This is a genomic window from Streptomyces sp. A5-4 (genome assembly GCF_051131715.1).
Classification (GTDB): Bacteria; Actinomycetota; Actinomycetes; order Streptomycetales; family Streptomycetaceae; genus Streptomyces.
This window is the reverse complement of record NZ_CP178591.1, coordinates 4952870-4966024: the sequence shown is the minus strand read 5'-3', so window position 1 is coordinate 4966024 and position 13155 is coordinate 4952870. Positions and strand designations below refer to the sequence as shown.

Here is a 13155-nt window from a genome sequence, read left to right as displayed (position 1 = left end):
GGAGGGGTACGGACGGACCGATCCAGCCTACGCCAGCCCACGGACACCTCCGAGGCCGGTCGGACCGCCCGGAGCACCGCCCGGACACGCACAGCGGGCCCGGCCGGCGAGGCCTCAGCCCGCGAGCCCGCCGAGCAGGACGCCGACCAGCGCGCCGCAGATCATGAAGGGCCCCAGCGGCAGCGCCGACTTGCGGTCCGCGCGGCGGGCGAGGACGAGCCCGAGCCCGTACACCGCCCCGAGCAGCAGCCCCGCGAACGCTCCGGCGAAGAGCACGGCCCACCCGTACCAGCCGAGCACCACACCCACCACGAGCGCCAGCTTCACGTCCCCGAAACCCATGCCCCGCGGGTTGATCAGGAACAGCACGAAGTAGCCGCCGCCGAGCGCGAGCCCGCCGAGCAGCGCGGTCGGCCAGGACCCGGCGTGCTCCGGCAGCAGCGCCGCGCCGCCGAGCAGCACGGCGCCCGCGCCGGCGAGCGGCAGCGTCAGTACGTCGGGCAGCCGGTGCACCGCGAAGTCGATGTGCGCCAGGAGCACGGCGAAGGGCGCGAGCAGCAGCCAGACGGCCAGCTCGGGGCGCCCGCCGGTCGCGGCTGTCAGCAGCCCGCAGACGACCGCGGCGGCGACGACGGCGGGCGCGGACCGTCCGTACACCGCACCGTCCACCGCGCAGCGCGCCCGTCCGAGCCAGCCGCCCCCGGGCCCGGTGATGGGGTGGCCGTCCGGGCAGTGCGTGCGCCAGGGCGTCTCCGGTTCGACGGAGAAGCGGTACGCGGCCCGGGGAATCAGCAGCCCGGCCGCGGCGCCCCACAGCACGGCGCCCACGATCAGCGCCACATACGTCATGTCCGACCCGGACCCGCCCACGAGCTGCGGATCAGCCCGCGGCGGCGACGTTGGCGCGCCAGGACGGCAGCAGCTCGTCGAGCAGGGCCTCGCTGCGCGGCGGCAGCAACCCGCGTGCGGCGCCGCCCAGTTCGCGGTGGCGGGCGACGAGGGAGGCGGCCAGCGCCTCCAGCCGGGCGGGGTCCCCGATGGCGTGCGTGGAGCGCAGCAGCTCGTTCCACAGACGCTCGTCGGACGGCGAGCTGAACAGGGCCGCTTCGAGGGCGGCGACCGCCTTCTCCGGGTGCTCCTTGTCCAAGTGGTGCGCGGACAGCGACAGCGCCACGTCGGCGACGAGCAGCGGCAGCCGGGCGTCGATGATCTCGTGGGTGAGCCAGCGGTAACGGCCCTCGGGCCGGTCGGCGAGCAGCGGCCCGCGCACCAGGCCGAGCGCGTCGGTGAGCAGCCGCTCCCGCACGGACGCGCTGCGCGCTCCCCTGCCCTCGGTGGCTTCGTGGTGCAGCGAGCGCAGCACGTCGAGGTCGGAGACGACGGACGCGGCCAGCGTCATCCGGCCGGTGGCGTCCATGCCCAGGCGCGGAGTGCCGTCGGGGTCGGTGCCGAGCCAGGCGCGGACGCGCTCGATGAGGGCGTCGCGCACGTCCTCGGTCGCGCCGCGCGGCCACAGCGCCGAGGCCAGGACCCGCGGGTGGACGCCCTCGCGGTGCAGCAGGAGCATCGCGAGCGCCTCATGCATGAGCGGGCTGCGCTCACTGTCCGGGCTGTCGAGGCCGATGATCTCGTACGGGCCGACGAGCCGTGCGTACACCGCGGGCCGGCCCTGCTCGCTGACGTCGACGAGGAAGGGGCGGGACGCGGCGGTCGCCGGGTCGGGGCTGTGGTTCGCGTCGGCCTCGACGAACAGCCGGACGACGGCCTCGTGCTGGGCGCGGGGCAGCAGTTGGGCTTCGAGTTCGAGCCCGAGGAGCGGGGCGAGCAGCTTGCCCTGGGCGGTGACTTCCAGCTCCCAGGCGGCGCCGGGAACATTCTCCTGGTCCGTACCCATGAGGTAGCCGATGCCGAGCCGGCCCGCGTCGACGGCGAGTTCGGCGAGCTGCCTGGTCTCGTCCTCGGTCGGGTCGGCGCCGAGCAGTACGAGGTGGGGGGCCCACCGGGTGCTCTGGGCTGGTCCGGTGCGGCCGGTGAGGACGGAGTCGTGTCCGGCCGTGCCGAGCGCGCTGCGGCGCTGGAGGGTCTCGGCCGACATGGCTTCGAGCATCCCCTCGACGTCGTCGAAGTGGCGCAGCCGGGTCGGGGCGAGGGCGCCGAGCTCGGCGCCGAAACCGACGAGGCTCACGGTCATGCGGTCCGACCAGCCGTTGGTGGCCAGTTCGGCGGCGACGGACGACAGGACGGACGCACGGTCGGACGCGGCGCCGGTCAGCGACACGATGCCGGGGACGGCCTCCAGATTCAGCAGGAGGCGGGCGTCGTCGAGGGTGCCGATGCTGACAAGGCCGGGATACGGGGCCGCGGTCTCGGTCTCCTCGTACACCTCGGCGGCGGCCCGCTCCAGCCGCCAGAACGTCTGGTCCTGGCCGACCTGCCAGGGGGCGGGCGGCGCACCGGCGGGGTGCGCGAGCTGGAGATGCAGGTCCCCGCGGCTGAGCCAGGCCGCGTACACGACGGGCAGCGGCCGGGACTCGGCGCCGAGCGAGGCGGCGAGCCCGCGCAGGGACAGGTCGAGGAGGCGTACGGCCTCGGGGTCGGCCCCGACGAGGAGCGCGTCCTGCACATCGGCAGCGGCGCCGGTCGGGGTGGGCGGCTCGGTGCCGCGACCGCCGGCGACGGCGTTCATCGCGGACTGCCACAGGGTGTGACGGCGGCGGCGGCCCAGGGCGGCGAGGAGACCGGCGGCGAGCAGGGGGGCGCCGATGAGGGCCTCGGGGAGCCCGAAGGAGAAGCCTTCGTCCGCGGCGGGAACCTCTTCGACGACGGGCGCGGGCTGCTGCCCGGGGTCCTCGGCGGGACGCGGCTTGGGCATGGGGATCTGCCGGGTGTCGGAGTCACCACCGACGGAGCCATTCGCACCGGATCCCTGCGCGTGCTCACCGGACTTCGCGTACTCGGCGATCTGCTCACGCAGCTGCTCGGACACCTTCGGCGTCTCGTCGGGCATGTCGACGATCTCGCCGCCGTGCGCGTCCGCGGGCATCTCCATGATCCAGCCGGGCCGGATGAGGCTCGCCTGCGACAGCTTCGAACCGTCGGGCTGAACCCTGTCCTTGTTGAGCTGGTAGATCTCCTTGTAGCGGCGGCCGTCGTCGAGGTGGCGCTCGGCGACCTCCCACAGCGAATCGTGGTGCCGCCCCTCGGGGGGCTGGATCCGGTAGAACTTCGTGGCGTCCTGCTTGCCGCTCTCACTGGCGGCCTGCTCGCCCTGCGAGGCGGCCTGCTCGGCGAGTGCGTTCGCGGTCTGCGCCTGCTGCTGACCGAACAGCCCGCCGGGAGTCTGCTGCGCGGAGGCCGCCGTCGACGGCCGGTGCTCGTTCTCCATCTGCTGCCCGAGCTGCGACATCCCCGGCGCGAAACTGGCGGCGGTGGCCCCGACGAGCAGCAGCGCGGCGACCAGCTGCCGCGCCATCATCTGGGACGGCCCGGCCCCGGGCACCCGCGAGGGCATCCCGACCCCGGACAGCGCGGCCTTCATCTCGACGAGCACACAGGCGGTGAACTGCGCCCAGGCCAGCCAGACAACCACCGTCAACACATGGACGAAGGCCATGACGGTGATCTCGCTCTGCAACGTCTCCAGCGACGGAAGCTCGTCGGGAAGCGGCCACCCCACAAAGGTGACGAGCGCCCCGGGAACGGCCACAAGGAGCACGGCCAGCGCGAGGAACGCGAGAAGGGCCTTGCCGATGTCACCGACGGAGCGCCGACGGGGCAAGGGCCTTGGCCGTGCGGTCGAGTCAGGGGTACTGCGCGCCATGGCGGGATTCCTGTGGGGATGGAGTGAGACCTGAGGAGCGAGCCTACTCAGTGGCTGTTGCAGGTGTCGAAGTCCTCGTACGTATGGAGCGCATCGAAGACCCGGACCACAGCCGAAACCTCACTAATCGTTGGATAAGCCCGGCTTGCACACCGATACTTCTCTCCACTTCCCTCCTCGATCACCACCACCCCCTCACGTGCCACGCGTCCACCGGGTAATTTGCTGTTGGGTTCCGATACGGCACAGGAAGAGGACCACCATGGCTCAGAAGCCCGACCTGGCGCTCCCCCTCAGCGAGCTCGAAACCTTCGGCGGTCGGCTGCGCTCCATCAAGACCCGCATGAACCGTACGAAGAAGACCTTCGAGTCCTACCGCGAGGACGTCGGCGACAAGAACGTGTACGACGCCCTCGACGACTTCGAGTCGAACTGGGAGGACGGCCGCGAGGACATCGGCCAGCAGCTCACCGCGCTGGCCGAGATGTCGGACGCGGTGGTCCGCGAGTTCAAGAAGCTGGACGACGACCTCGCGAAGCAGGTCACCGAGGGCGTCAAGCCGAAGGAACCGGAGAAGAAGTAGGGCCCGGCCTTCTCAAGGTTCGCGTGGGAAGGAGCGTCAGAATTCCGGTGCGTCACTCAAGATGGCTCATCTCCCGCGCTTGCTGACCGGAGGACTCCAAGGCAGGCAACAATTCGTTCCTGATCCGGCTCCAGGAAGAGTTGAAAATAGACCCCCCCGTTCGGGCGGTCGTCCACAAAGCCGAGTGCGAGACTGGCCCCCTCATAGCTTCGAAGATCCTCAAGTGCTTCTTCGAACCCTACGGAAGGCTGCCCTGTCCTTCGCAGAGTCCGCTCTCGCCTCGCGTAGATCGAAACAATTCGCCCGGTGGGCGTTATGTCGGGCCAGATCTCAAACGCCGCACCGCGGGCCAACGCATCCCGACAGAGCCGTGCGGCATCATTCTCTTCCGAAAGCGCGCGCTGCAAGTTTTCACGAATCACTCGGACCGCCTGTGAGTATAAAGGTGGGAAAGCTGCGCAAGTGTGCCACTACGGTCTGCGCCAGGGGCCTCTGTCGACGCTGATTTCCGCACCAGAAATCGACCCCTCGATCGCGTGCTCCATTTCTTCATAGATTTCATGATCTGTCCCGTGAATCAAATTGTCTGCACTACTGGGGATTTCTGATCTTGGTATACGCATCACTATGCCACCCGGACCGAGTTCGTCTGCCGCGTCCAGTGCCACATCCTCATAATCATGAGTCCACGAGGTGAACTCGCTGTCCGTGTTTCCTCCTGCATGCCGCCCCGGATCGCGATGTCCTCCGCGCGGGACCGCTGTCCCCTCAAGGGCTTGCTGGTACATGGGGTGCCCTGCCGGCACTCCCCTGTAGAGGTACTCACCCGTCTCCGAACAAGACGGTGCGAGCCCTAGGGGGTCGCTCCAGGTATGCGGGTTGTGAACGTACGTAAAGGCATTGGGTGCCGGACTGAGTCCCAGGGGATCCGGGGAGAGGTAGCGAGCGGTTTCGGGGTCGTAGTGACGGTGATGGTTGTAGTGGAGGCCGGTTTCAGGGTCGTAGTACTGACCAGGGAAACGGAGGGGAGTGTAAGCGGTGCTGTCGGCGGCCCAAGCCGTGGCGCCCCAGAGGGTGGTGCGGGTGTGCCAGGCAATGTTCCCCTGCTCATCGATGAGCTCAGTGGGGGTGCCGACGAGGTCGGTGACGATGGCGAAGAAGCGGCTGTCGATTTCGTCCTGGGGCGAATCGACGGCCCTTATGCGCTCGGTCTGAGTAATGGGGTGTAGACCCAGATGGTCCCAGGTCAGGGTGATCGGGTGGAGCGCGGAATCAGTTGTCGTGGTCTGTTCGCAAAGTTTCGACCCGTCCCACGTGAAGTCGATCTGCTCCGCCACCGTTTCGCCATCGTCGGCGAGGCGTTGCTTGGTGAGGCGGCGGCCGAACGGGTCGTAGGTGTAGCGCCAGACGCTGCCGTCAGGGGTGGTGACAGCGGTGAGCTGGTCCTCCGCGTCCCAGGTGTAGCGCCACGTAGCGGGCTTACGAGATATTTGGGCTTTTTGACGCAGAGTTATGCGCCCCGCCGCATCGTACTCGTATCGGATGTGTCCGGCTTGCGTGATACGGCAGCCGGTGTAGTCGCGGGCGCCCGTCGCTTCGTGACCTGGGTGCGAGGCGGGCCAGAGCGCAGAGGTCTGATTGCCTGCGGAGTCGTAGGCGTACGACTCGGTCCAGTTACGCGCGTGGACAGCGGTGACGCGGCCTGCCGCATTCAAGTCAAAGGTACGTTCTCCATCGCGCATATCGTCCATGCCGATGAGGTGATTGTCAGCTTGATAGGTATAGGTGCGTTGCTGGAGGGTGACGCCGCTCGTGGTGGCGACAGTTTGCGTGGTCAGCCGACCCAGCTCGTCGAAGACATGGGCAAGTCTGAGCCCGCCGCCGAAGTACCGCCCCACCTCGCGGCCGACGAGGTCGTGCCCGAATTCGACGGTGCGCCCGCCAGTCGTCAGCTGCTCGGCGATGCCTGCTGCGTTGTAGGCCCAGGTGCTGCTGACACCCGTCGGGGTCGTGCGACTGACACGTCGTCCAAGTTCATCGTGGGTGAAGAGCAGGGTACGACCATTGAGGGTTTCGGACCTGCGCCGTCCGGCGCGGTCACGCTCAAGCGTGAACCTTGCGTCGGCGCCGACAGCGTGGGCGATGCGGCCGCTCAGGTCGTACTCGAATCGGGTGGTCGCACCGTCGACATCCTTGCGGATGATCTGCCCAACCAAGTCGCGCTCGTAGCGGACGGTCTGTCCGAGTGGGTTGGTACGGCCGATCAGGCGTCCGACGGCGTCGTGGGCGTAGGTAAGGATGCGGCCGTCGAAGTCGGATTCGGATATCAGACGGCCTGCGGGGTCGTATCTGTAGGTCCAGTTCATCCCGAGCGGGTCGGTGACCTTGGTCAATCGCAGATCGCTGTCATGTGCAAACTCGTAGCGTGCCCCATCGGGGCTGACGCGAGCCGTGAGCAAATCGAAGTGTGTGTACTCGAACTGCGTGACGGCGCCCATGGGATCCGTGTGGCTGGTGCAGTTGCCTTCACCGTCGTAGATCCATGACTCTGTGGTGCCGTTGGCCGCAACTCGCCGAGACGGCTTGCCTTCGACGGTCCAGTCCAGCCGTGTGGCCGCGCCGAGGGGATCAGTGACCTCTGCCAGGCGCCCAAAGCCGTCGCGCACATAGCGGGTGGTGACTCCGGGCGGTGCTGTGACTGTTATAGGTAGACCCGCCGCATCGCACTGGACTTGCGTGGTGTGCCCTGCACGATCCGTGACAGAGGCGAGGCCGCCCCTGTCGTCGTAGGCAATATGGGTGGATTGACCCGCCGGATCCGTGACAGCCGTGCAGTTGCCCCGGCCGTCGTACTCCCTTCGCCAGACGGCACCACCCGGCAGGACTATCGAACTCGGGGCCATCTGCTTGTTGTAGATGTACCGGATGACCGCACCGTCTGCTCGGGTCACTTCGAGGGGCCGCCCCAGAGGATGGTTCAGCAGGGCCGTCGTCCTACCGAGGGCGTCCGTCACGGATGCCAGGTGACCGTGGACGTCATAGGACGTGCGGACAACGCCGCCCAGTGAGTCGATCACAGCGACGATCAGACTCTGGTCATCGATGACGAAGCGCGATGTCGCACCTCCGGCGGTGACGACGGTGGTGATGCGAGCTCCGGGCCAGTCGCCATCAGCGCCGTCGTAGCTGAAGTTGGCGGCGACGTGCCCAGCCTCGCCGCCTTGGCCGGTGCAGCGGTCCTGTTCGTCGTACGTATATGAGTAGCGGCTGCCGTTGGTGTCGGTCCAGGACGTGATGCGCTGCCCTGCGTCATACGTGAACTGGAGCGGCAGGCCGGAGGAGTTGATGACGCATGCCAGGTTGCCGTCGGTAAAGCCGTAGCGCTTGACAGTGATCTCCGAGCCAGCCTCCTCAGCGCCGACCAGGCTCAGGGCAGTGATGAGGCCATCTTCGACTGTAAAGGCGAGGTGGTAGCCACCGGAGTGCCGGATGGAGATCGGGGTGCTGTCCGCGTCGTAGTCAAAGTCGATGGTGTTGTGATTGCGGTCGACAATGCGCTCCAGCAGGGCCAAGCCACCAGTCGGCGCCGTGAAGCGACGGCTATGCCCACTCAGGGGGTCGTCAATGCGGTACCCGCCGTTGTCCAGGCGGACCAGCGGCCAGCGGGGACCAGCCCCGGGCAGAACAGCTGCGTCCGGAGCCCCAGGATGCGGGTAGGCCAGGAGCATGCCGTCTTCGGTGACGAAGACGACGCCTTCTTCATCGATTTCAAGGCGCTGGTCGATGGTCGATGACCAACTGGGGCCGAACCAGAAGCCGGTGCGGCAATCGGAGGCGGCACGTCGGCTGAAGGTCAGCGGGAGGACTCCGGGCAGAGTGACATCGGTCTGGTCGAGGAACATGTACCCGGTGGCAACATCGACCGGGTCGCCGCAACCCTTGACCTTGCTTTTCAGGCGGTTGTACGCGCCCTTCGCTCCGTCGGCGATCGATCCGCGCGCCGACTTCGCCAGTCCGAGCACCGACTTGCCCATGGCCTTCATGCCGCCACGGGCCACCGCGAGACCGCCCTTGAGGCCCTTGGCGAGTCCGCCGAGGGTGGTCAGGCCCTTCATCCCCGGTATGCAGTCCAGGGCGGCGAACGCCACATCCCACAACGACGCTTCACCCTTGGCATATTTGTTGAGCGTGTCCGCCAGGACGATCAGGGCGGCGGCGAGGACGATCAACGCGATCGGCCCGCCGATGATCATCGCGACGATACCTAGGACCGCGACGACGACCTTGCAGACCGCGACGATGGTGTCCCAGTTGTCGGTGACCCAGTCCCCGACCTCCTCCCACCACTTCCGGTTCTTAATACCGGCGTCCGACGCCTCGTCGAGCTTGTCCTTCGCCTCCCTGGCGGCGTCCTCACGCATCTTCCGCGCATCGGCGGCCATCTTCTTCGCCGCGTCCAGCGCACTGTTCGCCGACGACACATCCGACTTCGCCGACCCCTGCGCGGACTTCGCCGACTGCGCGTTACGCGTCGCCGCCCGCACCTTGTCCTCATCCGGCGCCGGCGCGTCCTTCTTGTCCTTGTCCTTCTGGAAGTCGTCGGACTCCTTCGTGGCCCGCCCCACCCACGAATCCGCGTCCGTCAAACGGGTGGCCGCCGACTTCAAATCGGCCTGCGCCTCACGCCCGTTCACCAAAGCCTTGTCCGCCAACGCCTGCGCCCGCTCCAACTTCGGCCAGAACGCCGCCAAAGCATCCCCGGCCATCCCGTAGGACTTCTCCAGCTTCCTCAGATGCTTCGGAACATCCTCGAACTCATCCTGGAAGGCCTTGGCCGACTTCCCCGCCCACTTCAGGACCGCCTCCTCGCTGGCCATCCCCTTGACCAGCCGAAGCGCATCCGACACATCATCGGCAAAATCCTGCAACTCACGCGACAACGCCTTCACCCGCTGCGGATCACCCGGCGTCGGATCCGACTCCAGATCCAACACATGCCAATCACCCGGCCGATTCGCCGCCATGCCATATCCCCCGTCGCACCCGAACCACAACCACCAGCAACCACACGTACGAGCGAAGCTACAAGGTACTCAATTCAGGCGTGAAGAAAGCTCCGAATCCGTCCTCGGACAGTGAGGGCCAGCCTCACGACGCACCCCACTGGCCCCGAGAGGCCCGCTCCACGGGAAGCGGACTTTCAAGAGCCCCACGCTGACCACAAAAATGTCCGTGCCCCCGCCAAAGCCAGAAAGTGCCGCCGCTCAGCGGTTGATCGCCTGAATCTCCTGGACGTTCATGTCCTGGGTCGTCTCGAAGATGCCGTCCGGCAGCGTGTCGTCCCCAGCGCCGCCCGTGCCCACCCAGGAGATCTCCCAGGTCACCGACGCCTTCAGCTGGTACGGCGCTCCGTTGCTCGACCGCCGGTAGGTGATGCCGCACGGCGGGGGCGCGTCGGAGCTGCCCTCGGTGAACGGCGTACCGATGCTTCCGTCGCCGTTGAAGACACACTCGCCGGAAGCGGGGTACGTCTGCGCGTCGTCCGTGCCCGGCTCCAAGTGCAGGCTGACCGGCTTGGCCGTGGTCTGCGCCCACACATTGGTGCCGGGCAGCTCCGCGCGCACCCGCACCTCGTCGAACGTGCCCTTGTCGAGCCATACCCAGGTGGGCAGATTCACCGTCGACCTGGCCGCCGGCTTCAGCTCGATCTCTGTCTCGGGGACCTTGATCTTGTCGTAGGCGTACCCGGCGAGAACCTCGGGCGTGGGGGCGTTCTTGTCGTCGGGGACGGTGTTCGCGTCCTGCCAGAACAGGTTGCGCTCACAGTCGTACGACCGGGGATCGTCCGCCATGTTCTCGTTGATGACTCCGCGCCAGAACTTCCCGTCCTTGCCGACGTTGAAGTCCTTGTAACCATCGCCGCCGGTCTGCGGCTCGCCCTTCTCGTAGTGGTCCACCATCAGCTGCTCGCCCCAACTGAGGCTGGGGGTGACGGGGACCAGATCGCCGCCCGCCTTGAGCCGCTCCACACCGGCCTTCAACTGCTCGGGCGTCGCGACCGGTTCGTACCAGCAGGCCGGCGGCTTCCAGTTGGGGTCCACCGGAGCGAGACTCTTGGGCGACTTGCCCGACTTGCCGCCGCTCACCTGGGTGACCTTGATACTGGTCTGCCCGGCCCGCGCCGTCAGCATGTTGCCGGAGGAGCCACCGGATGGGCCGTCGGGGGGATTGTTCTGATGCTTGTCGCCCTCTCCGTACGCGAATGCCGCTGTCGGGCAGAGGACAAGCGTGAGAACTGAGGCGAGGACCGCGGCGCCCACCTTCGTCGAGGACCGCATCAGCCGCAGGCTCCGGGCACAGTCTCCAAGGAAACGGTCTTCCAGACACCCTGAGACGTTCTGTCCAGCCTGGCGCGGTATTGAAGAACCGAATCCGCGTTGTCGGGGGTAGCCGTGATCTCGCCGGTCTTACGGTTCTTCGTGGACGCCTTCCTTTCGTCGACGCAGTAGAAGAGCACGCCCGAACCGGATTCGTTGATGTGGACCTGAGGCGCGAAAACCCTGACCCCACCGATCAGACTGTTGTCGTCATCGACAAAGCTTTTGATCCACTTCCGGGCTGAGTCCAGAGAGGCGCCCGAGTTGTAGAACGCCACCGCGTCCGACTCCGGGTCGCCCTCGATGATCGCCGCATGCTTCGATCTCAGCTCCTCCCCGCCGTCGCTCAGGATCGCCTGCAACTTCCGATCGCTGTTCGTCCAGCCCTCGAAGTCCATCCGGAACGTACCCGGCAGCGTGATCTTCGGCCGCTCCGTCCCGCCCGGGGCCGGGGCCGAAGCCCCCGGCGTCGGGGCCTTCGAGGACTGCTCCGGGCCCGCGATCTTCTCCTCACCGGAACCGGTCGAAGAATCCTTCGCACAGCCGCCCGCCGCCAGCAGAAGTACGGCCACGGTGGTCAGCGCCGTCGTGGCAGGCAAATAGCGCGCATTCATGAAACTGCTCCAAGAAGGGGTGGAATCCATGGTCGAGCGGGGCTGGTGCCGATCAGCCCGCGACGGACTCGGCAGTCGCTCTTCCGCGCACTGTCAGCGCCGACTTGTAGAACATGCCGGTGAGGATCGGGTTGTAGGTCAGCGAGATCTCGACCTCGACCTGCTGTGCGCTCGCCGCGGTGCAGCCCGATGCCGCGATGTCCGGGCCGGACAGGCCCAGCTCCCGGGCGAATTGGCTCACTCGCGCGTCGCAGTTCTGGAAGTTGATGGGCGCGGCCCCGCCCTCGCCGACGTACAGCGCCTCCCTGTCGACGTCCTGCGCGGCGAACCGCGCCGCCTGCTCCGCGATGTCCGCCGCGCGCTCGCGCTGCGAGATGGACAGGCCGCCGTCGATGACGAACGCGGCCAGGGCCAGGAACACGAACGCGAAGATGATGACGGCCGCGGCGCCCGAGCCGCTGTCGTCCATGTGCGCGCGGCGCGACTCCGTCCACCCGACGAGCGTACGTAGGGGCTTCATGCCGCCCTCCTGTACGGGTCGAGCGGGGACGTCGAGCGGCCGGTCAACTCCGTGGGGAGGTCCAGGCCCAGCATCTTCAGGCCGCGGATCGTGCAGCTCACCTCGACGGTGAAGAAGCCGCCCGGCTCGAAGCCACCGCTCGTCTGCGTCACCGTCACGGGGCCCGAGCAGACATCCGTCAGGTTCGACGACGCGGCCCTCTTCGCCTCGGCCATCGCCGTCCCTCTGTCCTTCTGGATCGAGCCGGCCCGCGCCGCGTCGCGCGCCGCGCTGTCGATCGCGCCGCGGCCCTCGACGAGCTGGCCGAAGCCGACCAGGACCAGGATGAAGAGGATCATCACCGGGGCGAGGATGACGACCTCGACGGTGGACAGACCCCGGTCGCCATGGGGGGAAGCGGAGGACGCCGCGTCCAAGCGGTCACGTACGCGGTGGAACCACACGTCAGCCACCTTCCTCGACGAACCGTTCCACCGGTCCCATCGACTGCGCGTGCACCGTCAGGTTCAGTCCGGGAAAGACGGACGGCACCCTCCCGGTGACCTCCACCCCGACCGTGTTCTGCTCCGGCTGGAGCATCTTGACCTCCGGGCCGAGGACCAGCTGCGGGCCCAGTTGCTGGATATAGCCGGCCGCGACACCCCGCGCCTTGCCCTCCCAGCCGCCCGGATTCTCGTCCGCCTCCGCACGCGCCTCACGGGCGCCCGCCTGGGCGGCGGCCTGGGCGACGTGGTCGGCGAAGGAGTACAGCGCGAACTGCACCGTCGCGAAAATCATGAAGAAGAGGACCGGCGTGAGCAGGACGAACTCGATCGCGGTCATGCCGGAGTCGCCGCGGGTGCGAGCTGCCTGCACTCTGCGGCGTACGAACCTCCGTGCTCGCGTGCCCATGCCGTTGTTCCTCATTCAGATGATCCGCACGATGTGCGTATGGCTGCCGTACGTTCAGCAGGTACCGGAGGCCTGAGCGCCCTCGATGCAGTCGCCGACCTTCTCCGCGCCGCCCTTGAGCGCCGTGTTGATGATCGCCGCGACCACACCGACGATCGCGACCACGACCGCGGAAATGATCACCCATTCCACGGCGGAGGCGCCCCGGTCGGTGTCCTCGGAGCGCGCGCGCTCCACCCGGGCCTGCAGGAAGGTGACCAGGAAGTCGACCGCCGGGTGGCTGAAGGAGAAGCCGTTCTTGAAGTTCATGGGAGGCAGTTCCTCTCTGATTGAAAGTGGGGAGGGTGATG

Annotated in this window: 10 protein-coding genes; 1 reads left to right on the top strand and 9 read right to left on the bottom strand. The window is 67.6% G+C overall.

Going from position 1 to position 13155, the window contains the following annotated elements; translation table 11 throughout:
* Nucleotides 1–114: 114 nt before the first annotated feature.
* Together ACLLJJ_RS23130 and ACLLJJ_RS23125 are read right to left on the bottom strand one after the other, a co-directional pair.
* Nucleotides 115–849, bottom strand: a complete 735-nt coding sequence (locus ACLLJJ_RS23130) for a prepilin peptidase (protein WP_434594759.1) — start codon at nt 847–849, stop codon at nt 115–117.
* Nucleotides 850–880: 31 nt separating this feature from the next.
* The gene (locus ACLLJJ_RS23125; protein ID WP_434594756.1) at nt 881–3820 is read right to left on the bottom strand and encodes a BTAD domain-containing putative transcriptional regulator; all 2940 of its coding nucleotides are present in this window, start codon (nt 3818–3820) and stop codon (nt 881–883) included.
* 262 nt (nt 3821–4082) lie between these two features.
* Between ACLLJJ_RS23125 and ACLLJJ_RS23120 the strand changes: the two genes are divergently transcribed.
* Nucleotides 4083–4403: a hypothetical protein gene (locus tag ACLLJJ_RS23120; RefSeq protein WP_434594755.1), complete on the top strand. Its 321-nt coding sequence runs from the start codon at nt 4083–4085 to the stop codon at nt 4401–4403.
* A gap of 470 nt (nt 4404–4873) precedes the next feature.
* On the opposite strand, the gene ACLLJJ_RS23115 is transcribed toward ACLLJJ_RS23120, so the two are convergent.
* The 7 genes from ACLLJJ_RS23115 to ACLLJJ_RS23085 all read right to left on the bottom strand — a co-directional run bounded on the left by ACLLJJ_RS23115 (nt 4874) and on the right by ACLLJJ_RS23085 (nt 13114).
* Complete coding sequence (locus ACLLJJ_RS23115; RefSeq protein ID WP_434594752.1) at nt 4874–9427, bottom strand: RHS repeat-associated core domain-containing protein; 4554 nt, start codon at nt 9425–9427, stop codon at nt 4874–4876.
* A gap of 240 nt (nt 9428–9667) precedes the next feature.
* Nucleotides 9668–10741, bottom strand: a complete 1074-nt coding sequence (locus tag ACLLJJ_RS23110) for a hypothetical protein (protein ID WP_434594751.1) — start codon at nt 10739–10741, stop codon at nt 9668–9670.
* A complete protein-coding gene (locus ACLLJJ_RS23105) occupies nt 10741–11424 on the bottom strand; it encodes a hypothetical protein (RefSeq protein ID WP_434594748.1) in 684 nt (227 codons plus the stop codon). The genes ACLLJJ_RS23110 and ACLLJJ_RS23105 overlap by 1 nt, the downstream gene beginning before the upstream one ends.
* Nucleotides 11425–11446: 22 nt before the next feature.
* Nucleotides 11447–11914 (bottom strand): pilus assembly protein TadG-related protein, encoded by a 468-nt coding sequence (locus tag ACLLJJ_RS23100; RefSeq protein WP_434594746.1) that lies wholly within the window; start codon nt 11912–11914, stop codon nt 11447–11449.
* Nucleotides 11911–12357: a TadE/TadG family type IV pilus assembly protein gene (locus tag ACLLJJ_RS23095; protein ID WP_434594743.1), complete on the bottom strand. Its 447-nt coding sequence runs from the start codon at nt 12355–12357 to the stop codon at nt 11911–11913. The genes ACLLJJ_RS23100 and ACLLJJ_RS23095 overlap by 4 nt, the downstream gene beginning before the upstream one ends.
* Nucleotide 12358: 1 nt before the next feature.
* Entirely contained in the window at nt 12359–12805 is a 447-nt protein-coding gene (locus ACLLJJ_RS23090; RefSeq protein ID WP_434594740.1) for a TadE family protein, read from the bottom strand.
* Nucleotides 12806–12859: 54 nt separating this feature from the next.
* Nucleotides 12860–13114, bottom strand: a complete 255-nt coding sequence (locus ACLLJJ_RS23085) for a hypothetical protein (RefSeq protein ID WP_347122480.1) — start codon at nt 13112–13114, stop codon at nt 12860–12862.
* Nucleotides 13115–13155 lie beyond the last annotated feature (41 nt).

What these genes read in the sequence shown, in the direction of transcription:
- ACLLJJ_RS23105 (WP_434594748.1), bottom strand. Translation starts at nt 11,424, where the DNA reads ATGGATTCCACCCCTTCTTGGAGCAGTTTCATGAATGCGCGCTATTTG.
- ACLLJJ_RS23110 (WP_434594751.1), bottom strand. Translation starts at nt 10,741, where the DNA reads ATGCGGTCCTCGACGAAGGTGGGCGCCGCGGTCCTCGCCTCAGTTCTC.
- ACLLJJ_RS23100 (WP_434594746.1), bottom strand. Translation starts at nt 11,914, where the DNA reads ATGAAGCCCCTACGTACGCTCGTCGGGTGGACGGAGTCGCGCCGCGCG.
- ACLLJJ_RS23090 (WP_434594740.1), bottom strand. Translation starts at nt 12,805, where the DNA reads ATGGGCACGCGAGCACGGAGGTTCGTACGCCGCAGAGTGCAGGCAGCT.
- ACLLJJ_RS23115 (WP_434594752.1), bottom strand. Translation starts at nt 9,427, where the DNA reads ATGGCGGCGAATCGGCCGGGTGATTGGCATGTGTTGGATCTGGAGTCG.
- ACLLJJ_RS23130 (WP_434594759.1), bottom strand. Translation starts at nt 849, where the DNA reads ATGACGTATGTGGCGCTGATCGTGGGCGCCGTGCTGTGGGGCGCCGCG.
- ACLLJJ_RS23120 (WP_434594755.1), top strand. Translation starts at nt 4,083, where the DNA reads ATGGCTCAGAAGCCCGACCTGGCGCTCCCCCTCAGCGAGCTCGAAACC.
- ACLLJJ_RS23125 (WP_434594756.1), bottom strand. Translation starts at nt 3,820, where the DNA reads ATGGCGCGCAGTACCCCTGACTCGACCGCACGGCCAAGGCCCTTGCCC.
- ACLLJJ_RS23085 (WP_347122480.1), bottom strand. Translation starts at nt 13,114, where the DNA reads ATGAACTTCAAGAACGGCTTCTCCTTCAGCCACCCGGCGGTCGACTTC.